Origin of the sequence: Clostridium thailandense, assembly GCF_019207025.1 — a bacterium.
In the GTDB taxonomy this organism is placed as follows: domain Bacteria; phylum Bacillota; class Clostridia; order Clostridiales; family Clostridiaceae; genus Clostridium_AM; species Clostridium_AM thailandense.
Genome location: NZ_JAEEGC010000035.1, coordinates 25,647 through 45,574 on the forward strand (window position 1 = coordinate 25,647; position 19,928 = coordinate 45,574).

Here is a 19,928-nt window from a genome sequence, read left to right on the forward strand (position 1 = left end):
TAAAAAACTCAACTTACACTACTTGGTAATGTGAGTTGAGTTTTTATATTTAGTAATATAGGTAGAACTAAAGATTTTAATTATTTTCTATAAAACTTCTTTATAGTATCACATACAAAATCTACTTCTTTTTCTGTTATTTCAGGATATATAGGAAGAGCGAGAATTTCCTGTGAAATCTTTTCTGCTACAGGGAAGTCACCTTTTTTATGTCCTAAATAGCTGAAACATTTTTGCATATGAAGAGGTATTGGATAGTAAATGCTGTAGCCTATTTCATTTTCTTTTAAGAAGTCTGCAAGTTCATCTCTTTTTTCTGCTAATAAGTTAAATACATAATATACTGGGCTTTGATCTCCTTTAATTTTAGGGAATCTTATATATTCACAGTCTGATAACTTATCAGTGTACCACTTAGCAACAGTTTCTCTCTTTTTGATAGCTTCATCTATGTATTTTAATTTAACTGAAAGTACAGCTGCTTGCATTGAATCAAGTCTTGAATTATAGCCTATATAATCATAGTGATATTTTTTAGATGCACCATGAACTCTGAACATTTTAGTCATCTGAGCTAAGTTATCATCATTGGTAATTATCATACCACCATCACCATAGCCACCTAAAGTCTTTGTAGGGAAGAAAGAGAATATACCCATATCACCAATAGTACCAGAGTGTTTGCCATGCCATCTCATACCAAAGGCTTCTGCAGCATCTTCTAGAACTCTTAAATTGTGTTTAGAAGCTACTTCCATTATTCTATCCATATTATTCATTTGAGAAAAAAGATGTATTGGTACTATACCTGCTGTGTTTGGAGTTATTTTCTCTTCTATTTTGTTTGTGTTTATTTCAAAAGTTTCTTCATCAATATCTACAAAAACAGGCTTTGCGTTATGTTTTGCTATGCAGGAAGTTGATGCTAAAAATGTAAAAGGTGATGTAATAACTTCCTTGCCATCTGTAAAACCTAAAATATGTGAAGCAATTACTAGAGCATCTGTACCAGAAGCTACACCGATAGCGTGTTTAGCTCCAGTATATGCTTTAATTTGTTCTTCAAGTTCTGTAACCTTGGGTCCTAATATAAAGCTTCCGCTTTCCACAACATCAAATATAGCCTTATTAAATTCTTCTTTTCTCTCTGAGTATTCTCTTAAAGATGTATAAAAATTAACTTTCATATTCAAGTACCTCACTTAATTTATTTTGCCATAACTTTTTCAACTGCTTTAATAAGTTCTTTAACCACATATTCAGCATCTTCTAGAGTAAGAAGGGAATAAAGTGGTACAGAAATTTCATTTGCGTATTGAGCATAAGCATTTGGATAATCTTCTATTTTGTATCCTAAGTTTTTGTAAAGTGTAAACATTGGTAGTGGAGTAAAATGTACATTAGTAGCTATATCTATTTCTGCTAAAGTTTCTATAACTTCATTTCTTTGCTCTTCACTAAAGCCTTTAATGCGAAGCAAATATAGGTGATAAGAAGTTACTGTATCGCCTTCCTTTTCAAAAGGAATTATAGCCCAATCTTTTTCACTTAAGTATTTAGTGTAAACATCAAATATAGCTTTACGTTTTTTTAGCATATCTTCATATCTTGTTAATTGTACAAGACCAATAGCAGAAGCCATATCCGTAAGATTGCATTTATATCCATCTGTAACTATGTCATATTTCCAAGCACCAGCTTTCATCTTTGAAAGAGCATCCTTTGATTGGCCATGTAATGAAGCTAATTTAAATTCTTTATATAAATCTTCTCTGCCTTTAAAGTTGTTATTGCCAAAGCTTAAAGCTCCACCTTCAGCAGTAGTGAAATTCTTTACTGCATGGAAAGAGAATATGTGAAAATCTGCTTGACCTCCAACTCTTTTTCCTTTGTATTTTGCACCAAAGGCATGAGATGAGTCAGATACAAAAATTATATCTTCACGATTTTTAGCTTTTAACATTTCACGAACTGCATCATAATCTACAGGTACTCCAGCAATGTCTACGGTATAGATTGCTTTTGTCTTAGGTGTTATAGCATCAGCTATTTTGTTTATATCTATTAAAAAGCTGTCTTTTTCAACGTCCACAAATATTGGTTTAATCCCTCTATGAAGCGATACACTTGCAGTAGCAGTATAAGTATAAGGAGTAGTTATAACCTCATCTCCTTCTTTTATATCAAAAACTTTTAATACAAGCTCTAAACCTGCAGTAGCACTATTTAAAGCTACTGCTTTGTTAGTTTCTAAATAATCGGCTAGCTTTGCTTCGAATTCAGCAGTTTTAGGTCCGGAAGTAATCCATCCTGATTTTAAAACCTCAACTACAGCATTTATTTCCTCTTCCCCTACATCTGGTGGTGAAAATGGTATTTTTTTATTCATTATAATCAATCCTTTCGTCTTTTAATTACAAATACTAATTTACTTTCTTCCTTGAAAAAAGCCAGTATCTTTTGTTATATATATACCTCCAGTTTCCTCGATCTCCTTTTGAAGAAAATTTATAAGTTGCTGGAGTTTTTTATCAGTAAATATTTCTTTTGTATTTCCTGGCATTGAGAATATATAGTCAATAAGCGGTATTGGATCAGTTACTACTAAGCTGTCATTATATCTATTTAGTCTTACCTCTTTAAACCATTTTGAAACCTGCTTTAGCCCATTTTCTAGTTGAAAACTCTCTGTTGAGTCCCAGCTTTTTGTTGTTATATTTTCAGAGTTAAATCTAGAGACGATTTCACGCATTTCCTTCATGTGATTTTTGCCTACAGTAGAGGCATAAAAGCATCCATTAGCTTTTAAAACTCTCTGTATTTCGGAAAATGCCTTATCTTTATCTGCTACATGGTAAAGCATATGGTTTGCTATAACTACATCGAAACTGTTATTATCAAATGGAATATTCTGTGCATCTGCAAGTTCAAACTTGAACCTTTGAGCTTTTGAACCTAAATTTTTTTTAGCATCTTTAAGCATACCATTTGAAAAATCCGTTAATGTAATATTCCAATAACTTGATATATAATCAAAGTTTTTTTCCCATAGGCTTCCATCACCACAGCCAAGCTCAAGTATAGAAGCCTCTTTCCGTACTTGCATTTGCTGAAAAAACCAATTCATCCATCCTTCTTTATTTGTACTGAAAAGTTCATGAATCCTTATCCTTGCTTTTAAGTTGGAGGCATTTTCATACTGCTCATTCCAATTTTTATCTATATTAATTACATTGATTATATTAATAAATTTATCCCAATTTAAGGCAGTATCAGTATCCAACATATGAACAGTTTCATCTATAGATTTTATAACCATTTGAATGTGATGTATTTTTTCTTCCATTATGGACTTTTGTATTTCTAAGGACTTTTTAAAGTCTTGATCATTTATATCATATTTCATTATGTTAGATATGTCATCTAAAGAAAGACCTATAAATTTTAGAGTCAAAATTTTTTGAAGTCTTCCAAAATCCTGCTTAGTATATAATCTGTGACCAAGGTCGTTATGAGAATTAGGTTTTAGCAAGCCTATTTTGTCATAATATCTCAATGTTCTTAAAGTGATGCCGGCTTTTTTGGCAAATTCACCGGTAGAAAACAAGGTAAGTTCCTTTTCAGACATTTTATCACCTCTATGTAGACTATTTTAACACATGACGTAAGGTAAGGCGCAAGTATTTTTTTACAAAACATATTAATTTTGAGTTAATTTTAATCACATTTATATTGGCACAATATAAAATGAAAATATGAGGAGGGGAGGTTATGTCTTCATATAGAAAAGGTTGCAGGCATTGTATGTATAGATATTTTGATTGCTGTAACTATTGCAATATATTAGGATTAGGGCCTAATTCACAAATAATATTCTTAATATTTTTACTTAAGTGTAGGAGAAGATTATAGAAAGTTTTATTCTAATAGGGCTGTTACACTAATAGATATCTACCGCCGAAAGTTGACTTACACTCCGGGATATGTTTCCAAAGCTGAAGAAACATATTCCTGCGCGTAAGTCAACTTTCTGGTGTATTTCTCTATAAATGGAACAGTCCCATTATATTTTTAAACAAAGTCATCTGTAATTTTTGAAATTTTATCTGATAACGTAGACGCTCTTAATCCTATCATCTAATTCAAATCTAAACTTTATTCTATACAGCTTTTTTCTTTTAGATATGAAATAAAGTTGTGTACAGCAGGGGGAAAATATTTGTTTTTTCGGTATGCAAAATAAATACGCCTGCAATAATCCGGATTATTGATATGTAATTTTTTAACTTTAGCATCCTTAAGAGCAGGTGCTTCGGCTATAATAGATACTCCAAAGCCTGCAGCAACTAAAGCACAAATAGCATATTCATCAGAGGCTTCGCAAATAACCTTTGGATCTAAATTGATACTTTTTAATAAATTAAAAGTGAATTTTCCGAGTCCAGAATTTTTATCATAAGCTACTAATGGATAAGGCTTAATTTCAATTAAGTCAATGCTATCAAATTTAGCAAGGGGATGATCTAGGGGAACAATGACAAATAATTCTTGTTCAATAATTGGAACAAAAGTAACATCAGGTTCATTTTCAACATAAGAGCAAAAAATTAAATCGTATTTATCCATTTTTAGACCTTCCAGCATTTCGGCAGTAAATCCTTGTTTAAAGGTAAATGTAACATTCTTATTCTGTTCTAAATTTAAAAAACTACGTACTGTCTCAGGAATATAATATTGTGCTAGTGGAGAAATATATGCAATATCAACATGGCCTTCCGAGGTGCTAGCGAACTTTTCCATTATTTTTTTAGTATTATCTAACTCGCTAAGTATTCTATCTACATGCTCTAAAAATATACGACCATATTTAGTCAATATAACATTTCGACCTTGTTTATCAAATAAACATAAACCAAGTTCTGCTTCTAAGTTCGTCATAGAGTTACTTAAACTTGGTTGAGATATATTTAATTCTAAAGCTGCTTGCCTAAAGTGCTGCAATCGAGCAATAGTTCTAAAATAATATAATTGATTCAAATTCATAGGACAGTTTCCCTCCAAAATAGATTATAAGTATTATATCACATTCGATAGACAAAAACTATCAATAAAGTGGAAAACATGTATTAGAATTATCAAAATTGTTGAATTATAATATAAATTAAGATGTGTTAAAAAAATAACTATTTTAAAATAATGACAAAACATAAACAAGCAAAGGGTTTTTTGTTGAAAAATGTTTTGCGATGTTTGATGATACTCATGAAGCTTCAATAAAAATTGCCTAAGTACTTAGGGATTAATTATTATACTTTAAGATAACGATTACTATAAAAATATTATAAATAAAAAGGAGACATTATTATGGGAGAAAGAATTACAGGACATACAGAACTTATAGGATTAATTGCATATCCAATCAGACATTCAAGTTCACCAGCAATGCACAATGAAGCATTTGCAAAATTAGGATTAGATTATGCGTATCTTGCCTTTGAAGTTGGTAATGAAGAGCTTGAAGATACTATAAAAGGTTTTAGAGCAATGAAAGTACGTGGATCAAATGTATCAATGCCTAATAAAACAGTAGTACACAAATATCTTGATAATTTATCAGAGGCAGCACAGCTTTGTGGAGCAGTTAATACAATTGTAAATGATAATGGCGTTTTAACTGGACATATTACTGATGGTATTGGATACATGCAAGCATTAAAAGATGCTGGTATTGATGTAATAGGTAAAAAGATTACAATTGTAGGAGCAGGTGGAGCAGCTACAGCAATACAAGTACAAGCTGCTTTAGATGGAGTAAAAGAAATATCAATCTTCAATCGTAAGGATGATTTTTATGCTCGTGCTGAAAAAACTGTAAAGGATATTAATGAAAAAACTAACTGTAAGGCAACTTTATATGACTTAGCAGACCTTGACAAATTAAAGGAAGAAATTAAGGATAGTTATGTATTTACAAATGCAACTGGCATGGGAATGAAACCTTTAGAAGGACAAACGTATGTTCCAGATGCAAGCTTCTTAAGACCAGATCTAATTGTAGTAGATATTGTTTATTCACCAAGAGAAACAGCATTATTAAAAATGGCAAAAGAAGCAGGATGTAAAGCAATGAATGGCTTAGGAATGATGTTATTCCAGGGAGCAGCAGCTTTTAAACTATGGACTGGACAAGATATGCCAATTGAGCATATGAAGGAAGTATTAGATATTAAATACTAAATTATTTTTAGTTTACTATAAGTAAAAAAGCGGAGGTAAAAAAAATGAAAGGCAAATATCCTAATCTTTTGTCACCAATCACTATCAATGGAATGACATTGAGAAATAGAACAGTTATGCCACCCATCGGCAGTAACTTTGCTACTGTTAGTGCTGAAGTATCAGAAGAGATGATTAAATATTATGAATTGAGGGCAAAAGGCGGTACAGGCCTTATTATCGTGGAGAACGCTTGTGTAGATTTCCCAATGGGAACTAATGGAACAAAGCAGTGCAGAATTGACGATAATCAATATGTGCCTGGGCTTTATACCTTAGTAGAGAGACTTCACGCTTATGGAGCAAAGGTTTCTATCCAATTGAACCATGCAGGAGCATCTGCTTATGCAGCAAGACTAGGTGGCATGCAACCTGTTTCTGCTTCTAACATTCCTTCAAAGACAGGTGGGGCTATTCCAAGACCTTTAACTGTAGAAGAGATGAAAGGCATCGCTAAAAAATATGGAGAAGCTGCAGCAAGAGCTCAGTTAGCAGGATTCGATTCAGTTGAAATTCATGCTGGACACTCATACCTTATCAACCAGTTTTTATCACCTTTATTTAATAACAGGACTGATGAATTTGGCGGAAGTGCTGAAAATAGAGCAAGATTTGCTGTAATGATTATTGATAGCGTAAGAGAGGCAGTAGGACTTAGATTTCCAATCTCCATAAGAGTTAGTGCTGATGATATGCTTAAGGGAGGAAATACTCTGGAAGATTCTCTAGAATTGATGGAATTCATGCAGGAAAAGGTAGACTTCCTAAACATTTCTGTAGGGCAAAATGATAATCTATATCTTCAACACGATAAAATGAGTTTAGCAGAAGGTTGGAGAAGTTATATGGCTAAAGCCTTTAAAGAAAAATTCAATAAACCAGTAATAACTTCAGGAAATATACGTTCACCAAAAGTTGCAGAAGAAATCATCTCAAAGGGAGATGCAGATCTTCTTGCTATGGGACGTGGGTTAATTGCAGAGCCATACTGGGCTAACAAAGTTGCTGATGGACAGGAGCACCTTCTTAGAAGATGCATTTCGTGTAACATAGGATGTGCTGACCATCGTCTTGCGAAGTCCCAACCAATTCGCTGTAGTATCAACCCAGATCTCTTGTTCGAAGATTCTTATAAAGAGAAAAAGGTAAAGAAAGATATTAATGTTGTAGTTATCGGAGGAGGGACAGCAGGACTGGAGGCTGCATGTACTGCTGCAGAAGTAGGATGTAATGTAACATTATTAGAACAAAAAGATAGATTAGGTGGGTTAGCTTGGATGATCGGTACAATTCCAGCAAAAGGCAGAATTCATTATTTTGTAGAGTATTTAGAAAACAGAGTAAAAGAACTTCCTAATTTGAAGATAAGACTTAACACAAAAGCTTCTGAGGAAATATTAGATGAACTAAATCCAGACCTTATAATAAATGCAACAGGATCAAAACCACTGCTTCCCCCAATAGCAGGATTGTTAGATCGTGTAGACAAAGAAGCATCGAAAATCAAATCAATATTTGGATTTATTAATAATATTAGTTCTTTTGACAAAGAATGCAAAGGTAAAAAGGTTGTAGTTGTAGGCGGTGGAGCAGTAGGACTTGATGTTGTAGAATTCTTTGCTGAAAGAGGTGCAGATGTTTCAGTTATAGAAATGATGCCTGTAATAGGAAGAGATTTAGATACTAATACAAAGCTTGATGTATACCATATGATGAAAGAAAATAAGGTTAAGCAGCTTGCAAATACATCACTTCTTAACGTTAATGATAGTTCATTTACAGTAAGAAATTCTGAAGGAGCTAGCGTAGATATAAGCTTTGATTATGGATTTGTATGCTTAGGAATGAAAGTAGAAAGTGCTGAGTTACCTAAAATTGAAGCATATGCAGAAGAAAAATGTATAAAACTTCTTAATATTGGAGATAGCGCAAAGGTAAGAAGAATAATATCCGGTGTTGAGGAAGGCAGAAATGTAGTGAAAACTTTAGAAGTAATGGGCGCATTTAAATAATTTAATTAATAGGCTGGATTTTTACATTCAGCCTCACTTATGGATCATAATGGTTAATAAGTTAACAATGAAAAAGATAAAGTTATAGCAATATATATGCATTGTTATACGATGCAAAGCACTTTGTTTATATGAAGAAATTATTATATTAAATACAATTACATTATTTTAAGTAAAAAATAGAAGGAGAAAAGAGATGAACAATAAAAAGAATTATTTTCCAACTGCATTAGCACTATATTTTATATATTTTATACATGGTATCGGAGTATCAATTTTAGGTCAATATAAACAAAATTTTGCAGGTGGCTGGGGAGCTAAGACATTAGCTAATGGTACTTTTGATGTAAGTGTGGTACTTGCTGTTATTGCGGCGCTAGGTTTAGGGCGCTTAATTACACTACCTATCTCTGGACCTTTTTCAGATAAATTTGGAAGAAGAGCTTCTGGATTAATCGGTATAGCTCTCTATGTAGCTTATTTTGTAGGTATAGCAGTTGCACCGAATATGTATATTGCTTATGCATTTGCATTAGCAGGTGGCGCCGCTAACTCTTTTTTAGATGTATGTATTATTCCATCATGCTTGGAAATATTCCCTAATGCTGGTGATGCTGCTAGTATGTTCACTAAATTTTCAATATCTATAGGACAGCTTTTACTTCCATTTATGATTGGATTTGTTGCAACAAATCATATGTCATATAAAACTATTTTCTTTATAACAGCTATATTACTTGTTGTAACAGCTATATTAATTGCAATCCTGCCGTTTCCAGCAATGAATAACAATGCTAAGGTAGAAAAGGGTGAAGGTGAAGCTAAGAAAGAGAAAATGAAATTTACAGCAACTAGTATTGCAGTTATTCTTATAGGATTTACATGTACATCAACATTTCAGTTATGGTTAAACTGTAATCAGGAATTAGGTAAATTATATGGATTAGCGAAACCCGCTCAAATTCAATCATACTATGCAATGGGCTCAATAGTTGCAGTACTCGTAACAGCTCCACTTGTAAAAAGTTTCATTAAACCAGTTAGAATTCTTGTTATTTATCCAGCAATTTCTACGATTATGCTTGCAGCTTTATACTTTATACAGTCACCGACAATGGTATTGGTGGGAGGATTTGTACTTGGATATGCAGCGGCAGGTGGAGTACTTCAGTTGGCTGTATCAACAGCAAATACTATGTTCCCAACAAATAAAGGTAAGATTACATCTATTGTCATGATTGCATCTAGTGTAGCGAACTATGTCATCCTGAATATTGCTAGTATGCTTACAAAAGCTGGTGGTGTGCAGGGACCAAAGTATGTACTTTTATTAAATATAGCAATTACCGTTGTCGGTATTTTACTTGCATTGTTTGTAAATAATCAGTATGCAAAGGAAGCAGTAGCATAAATAATATCTGCACGATTTTATAACTAGCTAGTGGTAAAGAGCTAAGTTCTTTAACTTAGCTGTTGAAAATATATACATTGACTATTGCAAAAAAAATATGATTTAATAAGTTTAATATAAAATTGGAGAGCAATGTGTTTGTGAAAGGATGGATACTTATGAAAAAAATAATCAAAGTTAAAAATGTTGAAATTGGTGAAGGATTACCAAAGATATGCGTGCCAATAGTAGGTGAAACAGTTTCACAGCTTGTAGAAGAGGCTAATTTTTTAAAAGATCTTGATTTTGATGTTGTAGAATGGCGTGTAGATTTCTTTGAAGATGTTACAAATATAGATAAGGTTAAAGAAGCATTACAACAAATTAGAACTATTTTATCTGATAAGCCTATAGTCTTTACCTTCCGTAGTGCTAAAGAAGGTGGAGAAAAAGAGATTGGTATAGAAGCTTATGTTAAATTAAATAAAATAATAGCTGAAACAAAGCTTGTTGAAATTATTGATGTTGAATTATTTAACGATGAGAAAGTTGTAAAAGAATTAATTGAAGCAGCTCATAAAAGTGGGGTAGCAGTTATTGTTTCTAACCATGATTTTGATAAGACACCAGCAAAGGAAGAGATAATATCAAGACTACGCAAGGCACAGGAATTAGGTGGAGATATACCTAAGATTGCAGTAATGCCTACTTCAACTGAAGATGTGCTTACATTGTTAGATGCTACACGTATTATGAATGAAGAATACGCAGATTGTCCTATTATAACAATGTCAATGGCAGGAAAAGGCGTAATAAGTAGAGTATCCGGTGAGTTATTTGGCTCTGCAGTAACTTTTGGTGCTGCTAAGAAAGCTTCTGCACCAGGTCAAGTTTCTGTAATAGATTTACGTAATACTCTTAAATTACTCCACAACAACATGTAAGAGTTTAGGCCGCAATAAATTTAAACTATTGTGGTCTTTTCATAATAAAACCTATAGAACAACTCTATGAGTATAATAAAATTTGTATGTTTAAAACAGGAGGGAAGTTATGATTAAAAATCCTTATTTTAAATCAGCAGCAGGAATATATTTAAGCTATTCTATGCTAGGAATGATACTTCTTATACTTTCATCCAATATGCCATTTTTAACTAAGCAATTTCATACAGATCCTGCAGGGATAAGTTTTTTAATTTCAATGGAAGGAACATGTCGTTCATTAACATTATATATTGCTGGAAGATTATCAGATAAGTTTGGTAGAAAGAGATTTTTATTTTTAGCTCCGCTTTTTGCCATAGTATTTTTAGTTGGAATACCACTTTCGCCAACTTACCAGCTAGCTATGATAGTTTCAGTCTTTGCAGGAATATCACATGCATTTATGGATGCCGCAAGTTATCCTTCTTTAATAGAGTGTTTTCCAAAAACTCCTGGTACAGCAACTGTTATAATAAAGGCATTTGTAGCAATAGGGGGAATAATTTTACCAATTATTATAACCTTTTTTGTAAAAAGAAATATGTTTTACGGATATACATTTTATGTAGTAGCAGCATTGGGGGCTTTAGTTTTTATATTAATAGCCAGCAGCAGGTTTCCTGATGAAAATAGAACTAAAATTGTAAACAATGATAATGTATTAGAAGATAAAAAATTTAAAGCTGAGCCAATACTAAAAAAAGAAGGCTTAGCACTTATAATAATAGGATTTACTTCTAATGCAACATTTATATTATTTCAAACATGGATTCCTACTTATGCTCAACATATTTTAGGTATGAGTCAAGTAAGTTCTTTAAAATTTATAAGCTATTATAGTACAGGAGCACTTGTTTCAGTGGGAATATTAGCAATACTTTTAAAGAAAACAGTTAAACCTGTGTTTATTACATTGATCTATCCTTTAATAGGCTTTATTTTACTTACAATACTATTGCTTTTCAAAACTCCAACAATTGCAACAATAGCATTTTGCTTAATAGGGATGTCTTCAGCAGGAGTATTGCAGATGGCACAAACCACAATGGGTGAACTCTTCTGGAAAAACAAAGGGGCAACAATAGCGCTAGTTTCTACTGCCAGTGGTGTAGCAGCAGCAGTAATCCCAGCTTTAACAGGTCTTATCTTAAGACATTATGATATTTTACACGTGTTTTATTTTATGATAATTATATATACAGTAGGTATTTCATGTTCTGTTTTAGCGAATATAAGATATAAAAGAATTTATGGAAATGGAGAAGACAGCATCAGTGAGGAAGTTATATAATCCTAATTCTTTTATTTATAAATACTCAAGGCCGAAAGTAAACTTATCCTATAGAGCATAAGTTTACTTTCGGCCCTTTTTCTCCATATATTAAAATAAATAATTACGGTTAGCATGTTCTATAGCAAAGTTTTTAAATTGATAAACGACTGGTGCTAGAAATTTATCTTTCATTACTGCTAAATAAAAAATTCTTTCAAAACTTGGACTTGTAATTTGAAGGACCTTTAAATTCATAAAATTTAATATAGGCATATTAGGGCAAACTGCAATTCCGAAGCTTTTGGAAACTAATCCAGCAATAACTTGGTCTTCTTCAATCTCATATATAATTTTTGGTTGTTCACCAATCTGCTCAAATAAATTATCAATTATAGGTCTAAGCCCACTTGTGTGTGTAAAAAAGATTTGAGGATATGGAATAGTATCCACTAAATCAACTGTATCCTTATTTGCAAGGGGATGATCAGGTGGAACAATTAGTACCAGTTCCTGTTTTAAAATTGGTATAAACTCAACATGTTGTTCTTTGTCTAATTTAGAACAAAAGGCAATATCATATTTTCTTTCTTTAAGTCCTTGAATAATATCAGCAGAAGTTGCTCTGGTATGAAAGTGAAATTCGATTGACTTTTCTTGATTAGCTTGCAGAAAGCTTCGAGTAATTTCTGGAACAAAATCAGTTCCAAGTGTTCTAAGGAAAGCTAGGTCGATTCTGCCTTCTCCGGAGCTAATCATTTTTAAAGTTTTTGTACTTGAATCAAGGATTTCTAGAGACTTTACAATATCATCCAAAAATATTTTTCCGCATTTTGTAAGAACTACATTTCTTCCCTCTTTTTCAAATAGAGAAACTCCAAGCTCTTTTTCTAATAAGGATATAGCATGACTTAAACTAGGTTGAGTTATTAGTAACTCTTCTGCAGCCTTCGTATAGTGTTCCAAACGTGCAAGAGTTACAAAATAGCGCAAATGATATAAATTCAATTTGGTACCCTACTTTCATAATACAATCTATATTGTTGAGGATAATTATAGCATGAACTATATATAAAATCTATGAATTATTAGGATATTATCAATTAGTTTTTATAAGATTCCTGTTATATAATTAACTTATAAATTTTAGTAAAATCGATTACTAAATAGAAATTAACTTGTTTACAATAATATATCTACCGGTAGAATAAATAAGTTCAGCAAATAAAATGGAAAATGTTACAAAATAATTGCAGTTTTTTTAGGGGAAGGGAGCATATATTATGAATAAAGAAGCTATGAAAAACACTTGTGAGGAGAAAAAAAATCAATGTCCACCAATTACAGTTAGTTCATGGACATTAGGAGATCAATGTAAATTTGAGGATAGAGTTAAAGCAGCAAAAGAAGCAGGTTATGATGGAATTGGTTTGCGTGCTGAAACCTATGTAGATGCGTTAAACGAAGGTTTGTTTGACGCTGATATCCTTGACATTCTTAAGAGATATGATATGAAGGTTACTGAAGTTGAATATATTACACTTTGGGCTGAAGATAACCGTTCTTATGAACAAAAATACAAAGAACAATTATGTTTCCATATGTGTGAATTATTTGGTGTTAACCATATCAATATTGGATTAATGGAAAACTACAGTGTAGAACATACTGCACAAAAGCTAAAAGAATTATGTCAAAGAGCAGGAAAATATGTCATTGGTGTAGAGCCTATGCCATACAGTGGTATTCCAGATGTTAAAAAGGGTTGGGCAGTGGTTAAAGAATCTGGCTGTGACAATGCTAAGCTTATTTTAGATTCATGGCACTGGGTAAGAGCAGACCAGGAAACTGATATTAAATTATTAGAAGGTATTCCAGCTGACAGGATTGTATCTATTCAAATTAATGATGTTTATGAAAGACCTTATGCAAAATCTATCTTAAGAGATGAATCAATGCATGATAGACTTGCTCCAGGTACTGGAATCAACGCAACAGAAGGTTTTGTTAAAATGATTAAAGAAAAAGGTATAGAACCTGCATGTATTGGAGTTGAAGTAATAAGCGATGCTATTTTAGCAAAAGGTGTTGCTGAGGCAGCTAAATTTACATATGAAAATACTGAAAAGGTATTGAGAAAGGCTTGGCCAGAAGTATCTTTAGTGGAAAAATAACAAAATCGATTTTAATAAATTTATATAGAAAATAGAGCCGTTAACTTGCCATTTGTGAAAGATGGACTATTACGGTTAATAGTTTTAAATAAAATCAGGTATTATGTAAACTAAACTTGAAAGGATGATTTATTTTTATGAAATTTGAATCTATGTTTACACCTATAAAAATAGGACCAATGACAGTTAAAAACCGTTTTGTAGTTCCACCTATGGGAAATAACTTTGCAAATACAGATGGAAGCATGAGTGATAATTCTGTAGCCTATTATCGTGAACGTGCAATTGGTGACTTTGGATTAATAACCTTTGAAGCCACTGTTGTTGATAAAAAAGCTAAGGGAGGTCCACGTAAACCATGTTTATTTGAGGATAGTACTGTAGAAAGCTTTAAGCGTGTTATAGATGCTTGCCATGAGGCTGGTGCAAAAATATCTATTCAGCTTCAGCATGCAGGACCAGAAGGAAATGCAGCAGTTGCAGGATATCCATTAAAAGCTGCCTCTGCTATACCTTCAGTATTTGGAAGAAATACACCTATTGCTATATCTAAAGAAGAGATTTATGAGCTCATTGAGTCATATGGTGATGCAGCGGTACGTGCGAAGAAAGCTGGAGCAGATGCAGTAGAAGTTCATTGTGCCCATGGATATTTAGTCAATAGTTTTCTTTCACCAAGAACTAATAAACGTGTAGATGAATTTGGTGGATGTTTTGAGAATAGAATGCGTTTACCTCGTTTAATAATTGAAAATATCCGCAAGAAGGTTGGAGACTCTATGGCGATTATTTGTCGTATTAATAGCTCTGACGAAATTGACGGAGGACTGGATGTTCATGATAGCGCAACAATCGCTGCTTATCTGGAAGAATGTGGAGTTGATGGCCTTCACGTTTCACGTGCAGTACATATCCGTGACGAATATATGTGGGCACCTACAGTATTGCATGCAGGATTTAGTGCGGAGCTGGTTACAGAAATTAAACGTGCAGTTAGCATACCTGTTATTGCAGTTGGACGTTTTACGGAACCACATTTTGCAGAATTATTAGTCCGTGAAGGTCGTTGCGATTTGGTTGCATTTGGACGTCAAAGTTTAGCTGATCCACATACACCAAGAAAAGCTAAAGAAGATCGCTTGGATGAATTAACTCCTTGTATCGCTTGCCTGCAGGGATGCGTTTGCAATATGTATCAGGGAAAACCAGTTAGCTGTCTTGTTAACCCATTTTTAGGACATGAGAATGAAGTGAAGGCAGCAGATACTAATAAGAAAGTAATAGTTGTTGGCGGTGGTGTTGGTGGTATGCTTGCAGGATGGGTATCCGCTATGAGAGGCCATGATGTAACTTTATTTGAAGCAACAGATACTCTTGGTGGACAGATGCGTTTAGCTGCTTACCCTCCAGGAAAAGGTGATTTAACGAACATGGTGCGTAGTTATATTACTAAATGTGAGCAACATGGAGTAAAGGTCTGTATGGACACAAAGGTAACTCCAGAAATTATTGCAGCAGAAGCACCTGATACAGTAATTATTGCTACTGGTGCAACACCATTAGTTCTTCCTATTCCAGGAATTAATGAAGCAGGGGTAATACATGCAGTAGATCTTCTTGATGGAAAAGAATCCTGCGGTAAAAAAGTCCTTGTTGTTGGAGGAGGAATGGTAGGGTGTGAAACTGCTGATTTCCTAGGAGAACAAGAGCATGAGGTTACAGTTATTGAACTTAGAGATGAAGTGGGAGCGGATGTAATTTCTGAACATCGAAAATTCTTAATGAAAAATTTTGAAAAATATAAAATTAAAACTGTTACAAATGCCAAGGTTGCAGAGTTCTTTAAAGATGGTGTAGCTTATACAATGCCAGATGGATCAGAACATCGTCTTGAAGGCTTTGATTCAATAGTGCTTGCTATGGGATCACGTGCATATGATCCACTTAGTGAAGATGTTAAAAAAGTTGTAAAGGAAACTTATGTCATTGGTGATGCTGTTAAAGCACGTAGAGCATTGGATGCAACAAAGGAAGCTTTAGAAGTTGCAATGAAAATATAGTATTAAAACTTTTAAAATAAAGAAAGAAAAATTAGCTTTATGGGGGAGATAATTATGGAAAAACGTATTTCAGGAACTACAGGTTTATTAGGATTAATAGGTACACCAGTAGGTCATTCAAAATCACCAGTTATGTATAACTACAGCTTTCAAAAGCTAGGATTGGATTATGCATATTTAGCATTTGATATACCAGTTGAAAAAGTGCCAGATGCAATTGAAGCTATAAAAACTTTTAATATGAGAGGTTCAAATGTAACAATGCCATGTAAAGGTGAAGTTACTAAATATATGGATGAACTATCTCCAGCTGCACGTATTATTGGAGCAGTTAACACAATAGTTAATGACAATGGAAAATTAACTGGGCATATAACAGATGGCATCGGATTTGTACGTAATTTAAAAGAAAATGGAGTAGAAATAAAAGGTAAAAAAGTTACTATCATGGGCGCTGGGGGAGCTGCAACAGCTATACAAGTTCAATGTGCCTTGGATGGAGCAAAGGAAATTTCTATCTTTAATGTAAAAGATGATTTCTATGTAAAGGCTGAAAAAACTGTTGAAAACATAAAAAAGGAAGTACCAGAATGCATTGTTAATTTATATGATTTAGAAGATGATCAAAGGCTTAAAGTAGAAGTTGCATCAAGTGATATTTTAATTAATGGTACACTTGTAGGAATGCACCCACATGAAGATAAAACAAATATAAAAGATACAACCATCTTCAGAAAAGACTTAGTTGTAGCAGATGTAGTATACAATCCAAAGAAAACAAAATTTTTAACAGATGCAGAAACTGCAGGATGTGAAACAATTGGTGGACTGGGAATGCTGTTATGGCAGGGTGCTGAAGCTTTTAAGCTGTATACTGGATTAGAAATGCCTGTAGAAGAAGTTAAAGAATTGTATTTTAAATAGTTTAGATAAGTTTGTCATATACCAGAATAAGTTTTTTATTGATGATAATATATCAAAAACTACCAATGGGTTGGAGTATAATTCCAACCCAATTATTGGATTATATTATTATGCCCATTCCTGCACCATTAAGAGTTAAGAATTTAACAAGAGAGCTTATTTATAATGAAAAATATAATATGATTATTGTACAGTAAAAAGTCATTAGTTTAGACATAATGAGACATATAGATGAATAAAGAGAGGAGAAAAAATAAATGAATAATAAAAAATATTATCCAACGGCTTTGGCATTATATTTTACTTACTTTGTACATGGTATAGGGGTATCAATTTTAGGACAGTACAAACAAAATTTTGCAGGTGTTTGGGGAGCAAAAACTCTAGCAAATGGTACTTTTGATGTAAGTATAGTACTTGCTGTTATTGCTGCATTAGGTTTAGGGCGTCTAATTACACTTCCTTTTTCAGGTCCTATTTCGGACAAATTTGGAAGAAGGATTTCTGGATTAATTGGTATTGCTTTATATGCAGCTTACTTTATTGGAATTGTATTATCACCAAGTATGTATGTGGCGTATATGTTTGCGCTATTAGGAGGTGCAGCTAACTCGTTTTTAGATACATGTGTTACTCCATCGTGTTTGGAGATATTTGTAAACTCTGGTGATGTCGCTAACATGTTCACTAAATTTTCCATATCAATGTCGCAATTTTTACTTCCATTCATTATTGGTTTTGTCGCAGGAAATGGAATGTCATATAAAGCTATTTTCTTTGTAACAGCTGCGTTACTTATTATAGATGGTATTTTGATTGCATTTATGCCCTTCCCACCAATGAACACTAGTGTGTCAAAAGGAGAAGCTAAAACAGTAAAAGAAAAAATGAAATTTACACCAACAAGTATTGCAATCATTCTTATAGGGTTTACATGTACATCAACATTTCAGCTGTGGTTAAATTGTAATCAGGAATTAGGTAAATTATATGGACTAGCTAAGCCAAGTCAAATTCAGTCATATTATGCAATGGGATCAATCATAGCTGTACTAGTAACAGCAGCTTTAGTAAAAAGCTTTATTAAACCAGTTAGAATACTAGTTATATATCCTACACTTGCTACAATTATGCTAATGATTATATATTTTATACAGACACCAACTATATGCTTAATAGGCGGATTTGTAATTGGATTCACCGCAGCAGGTGGTGTACTTCAGCTGGCAGTATCAACAGCAAATTCTATGTTTCCTACAAATAAAGGGAAAATTACATCTATAGTTATGATTTCATCTAGTGTAGCAAATTATGTTATCTTAAATATTGCTAGTATAATTACAAAGTCTGGTGGAGTACAGGGACCCAAATATGTGCTTTTATTCAACGCAGTAATTACTATTGTAGGTATTCTTCTTGCATTGTTTGTAAATAGACAATATGCAAAGGCGGCAATGTAAGATATATACTAAGTTTAATTAAAATTTGGAGGGAGAATAATGGAACAAAACAATTTAGGTGGTTTAGGGACTAAACCAACCCAAAAACGATGGTTTGTACTTTTTCTAGTATGCTTAATAACTTTTGTAAATTATTTAGACCGTGCAAATCTTGCAGTGGCTGCTCCTTTCTTATCAAAGGATCTTAGATTAAATGCTGCGATGATGGGGGTTATATTTTCTGCTATGGGATGGTCATATACTATTATGCAGATTCCTTGTGGATGGCTCCTTGATCGATTCGGACCTAGGCTAATATACGGAGTTGCGCTTGTGGGATGGTCACTTATTACTACAGCTATTTCTATTTCATCTGGTTTCCGGAGCATGATTGCTTTTAGACTTGGTCTTGGATTTTTTGAAGCTCCAGCATTTCCAGCAAATAATCGTATTGTTACTGCATGGTTTCCTTCTAAGGAGCGTGGTTTAGCTATTGGTGCGTATACTGGAGCTGAATATATAGGACTTGCCCTATGTACACCTATACTTACCTGGCTTCTAATAAAATTTGGGTGGAGGTCTATTTTTATTACCACTGGTTTAATAGGAGTTGCATGTGCTTTTATTTGGTTTGCAGCTTATCATGATCCAGCAAAGTTTAAAGGAGTTAATAAAGCAGAACTTGATTTAATTAAAAAAGGTGGAGGACTCTCAGATACTGTTGTTGAACAGAAGAAAGTTACTTGGAAAGAGATGAAATATCTATTCAATAGTCGTCAGTTATGGGGAATGTATATAGGTGGTTTTGCTAATGCTGCTATCCTTTTTTTCTTTATGACATGGTTTCCATCTTACCTTGTAAGTGAAAAGCACATGGCTATTATAAAGGTTGGAATTTATGGAGCGTTACCTTATTTATCGGCAATTGCAGGGGTTCTTATAGCTGGAAAGTGGTCAGATTGGATGATTTCTAAGAAATATAGTTTGGGAATGGCTCGTAAACTTCCTGTTATTGTTGGGTTGTTACTTGCCTCTGTAATTATAGGAGCCAACTATAGTAATAATGTTAACGTTGTTATTACTTTTATGTGTATAGCATTTTTTGGACAAGGAATGGCATCAGCTATTACCTGGGCTTTGTTGTCTGAGATAGTTCCAAAGGAGCTAGTTGGGTCATGTGGTGGAACTTATAATTTTATAACTAATTTAGGAGGAACCTTGTCTCCAGCTATAGTTGGATATCTTATTGCAACAACTGGATCTTATGCAGCGGCCTTAGTATTTGTTTCTTCTATGGGACTTCTAGGAGCATTTTCTTACATATTTATTATAGGAAAACCTTCACGTATTTTAATTCCTGATTGATTATATACAGATACTCAAAATTAAGTAATATA

15 protein-coding genes are annotated in these 19,928 nt (G+C 33.2%); 10 read left to right on the forward strand and 5 right to left on the reverse strand.

Going from position 1 to position 19,928, the window contains the following annotated elements:
- Positions 1-80: 80 nt before the first annotated feature.
- From I6U48_RS08300 to I6U48_RS08315, 4 genes are all read right to left on the reverse strand, one after another.
- The gene (locus tag I6U48_RS08300) at positions 81-1,187 is read right to left on the reverse strand and encodes a DegT/DnrJ/EryC1/StrS family aminotransferase (protein WP_218319946.1); all 1,107 of its coding nucleotides are present in this window, start codon (positions 1,185-1,187) and stop codon (positions 81-83) included.
- Positions 1,188-1,207: 20 nt separating this feature from the next.
- Complete coding sequence (locus tag I6U48_RS08305) at positions 1,208-2,389, reverse strand: DegT/DnrJ/EryC1/StrS family aminotransferase (protein ID WP_218319947.1); 1,182 nt, start codon at positions 2,387-2,389, stop codon at positions 1,208-1,210.
- Between the two features lie 39 nt (positions 2,390-2,428).
- A complete protein-coding gene (locus tag I6U48_RS08310) occupies positions 2,429-3,628 on the reverse strand; it encodes a MerR family transcriptional regulator (protein WP_218319948.1) in 1,200 nt (399 codons plus the stop codon).
- Positions 3,629-4,155: 527 nt separating this feature from the next.
- Positions 4,156-5,043 carry a LysR family transcriptional regulator gene (locus I6U48_RS08315; protein WP_218319949.1) on the reverse strand — a complete coding sequence of 296 codons (888 nt, stop codon included), beginning with the start codon at positions 5,041-5,043 and terminating at the stop codon, positions 4,156-4,158.
- Positions 5,044-5,364: 321 nt separating this feature from the next.
- On the opposite strand from I6U48_RS08315, the gene I6U48_RS08320 reads away from it, so the two are divergent.
- The 5 genes from I6U48_RS08320 (at position 5,365) to I6U48_RS08340 (ending at position 11,955) form a co-directional block, all read left to right on the forward strand.
- Entirely contained in the window at positions 5,365-6,237 is an 873-nt protein-coding gene (locus I6U48_RS08320) for a shikimate dehydrogenase (RefSeq protein ID WP_218319950.1), read from the forward strand.
- 44 nt (positions 6,238-6,281) lie between these two features.
- Positions 6,282-8,288: an oxidoreductase gene (locus I6U48_RS08325; protein ID WP_218319951.1), complete on the forward strand. Its 2,007-nt coding sequence runs from the start codon at positions 6,282-6,284 to the stop codon at positions 8,286-8,288.
- Positions 8,289-8,484: 196 nt separating this feature from the next.
- Positions 8,485-9,699, forward strand: coding sequence for an MFS transporter (locus tag I6U48_RS08330; protein ID WP_218319952.1), 1,215 nt, complete (start codon positions 8,485-8,487; stop codon positions 9,697-9,699).
- A 158-nt stretch (positions 9,700-9,857) separates the two neighbouring features.
- Positions 9,858-10,622 carry a type I 3-dehydroquinate dehydratase gene (aroD, locus tag I6U48_RS08335; RefSeq protein WP_218319953.1) on the forward strand — a complete coding sequence of 255 codons (765 nt, stop codon included), beginning with the start codon at positions 9,858-9,860 and terminating at the stop codon, positions 10,620-10,622.
- 109 nt (positions 10,623-10,731) lie between these two features.
- Positions 10,732-11,955 (forward strand): MFS transporter, encoded by a 1,224-nt coding sequence (locus tag I6U48_RS08340; RefSeq protein ID WP_218319954.1) that lies wholly within the window; start codon positions 10,732-10,734, stop codon positions 11,953-11,955.
- A gap of 90 nt (positions 11,956-12,045) precedes the next feature.
- Here the strand turns inward: I6U48_RS08340 and I6U48_RS08345 are convergent, their stop codons facing one another.
- Positions 12,046-12,942, reverse strand: coding sequence for a LysR family transcriptional regulator (locus I6U48_RS08345; RefSeq protein WP_218319955.1), 897 nt, complete (start codon positions 12,940-12,942; stop codon positions 12,046-12,048).
- 275 nt (positions 12,943-13,217) lie between these two features.
- Between I6U48_RS08345 and I6U48_RS08350 the strand changes: the two genes are divergently transcribed.
- From I6U48_RS08350 to I6U48_RS08370, 5 genes are all read left to right on the forward strand, one after another.
- Positions 13,218-14,108 (forward strand): sugar phosphate isomerase/epimerase family protein, encoded by an 891-nt coding sequence (locus I6U48_RS08350; RefSeq protein ID WP_218319956.1) that lies wholly within the window; start codon positions 13,218-13,220, stop codon positions 14,106-14,108.
- 137 nt (positions 14,109-14,245) lie between these two features.
- The gene (locus tag I6U48_RS08355; RefSeq protein ID WP_218319957.1) at positions 14,246-16,168 is read left to right on the forward strand and encodes an oxidoreductase; all 1,923 of its coding nucleotides are present in this window, start codon (positions 14,246-14,248) and stop codon (positions 16,166-16,168) included.
- A 54-nt stretch (positions 16,169-16,222) separates the two neighbouring features.
- Entirely contained in the window at positions 16,223-17,092 is an 870-nt protein-coding gene (aroE, locus tag I6U48_RS08360; RefSeq protein WP_218319958.1) for a shikimate dehydrogenase, read from the forward strand.
- Positions 17,093-17,349: 257 nt separating this feature from the next.
- Positions 17,350-18,552, forward strand: a complete 1,203-nt coding sequence (locus I6U48_RS08365; protein ID WP_218319959.1) for an MFS transporter — start codon at positions 17,350-17,352, stop codon at positions 18,550-18,552.
- Between the two features lie 39 nt (positions 18,553-18,591).
- Positions 18,592-19,896 (forward strand): MFS transporter, encoded by a 1,305-nt coding sequence (locus I6U48_RS08370; protein WP_218319960.1) that lies wholly within the window; start codon positions 18,592-18,594, stop codon positions 19,894-19,896.
- The last annotated feature ends 32 nt before the right edge of the window (positions 19,897-19,928 follow it).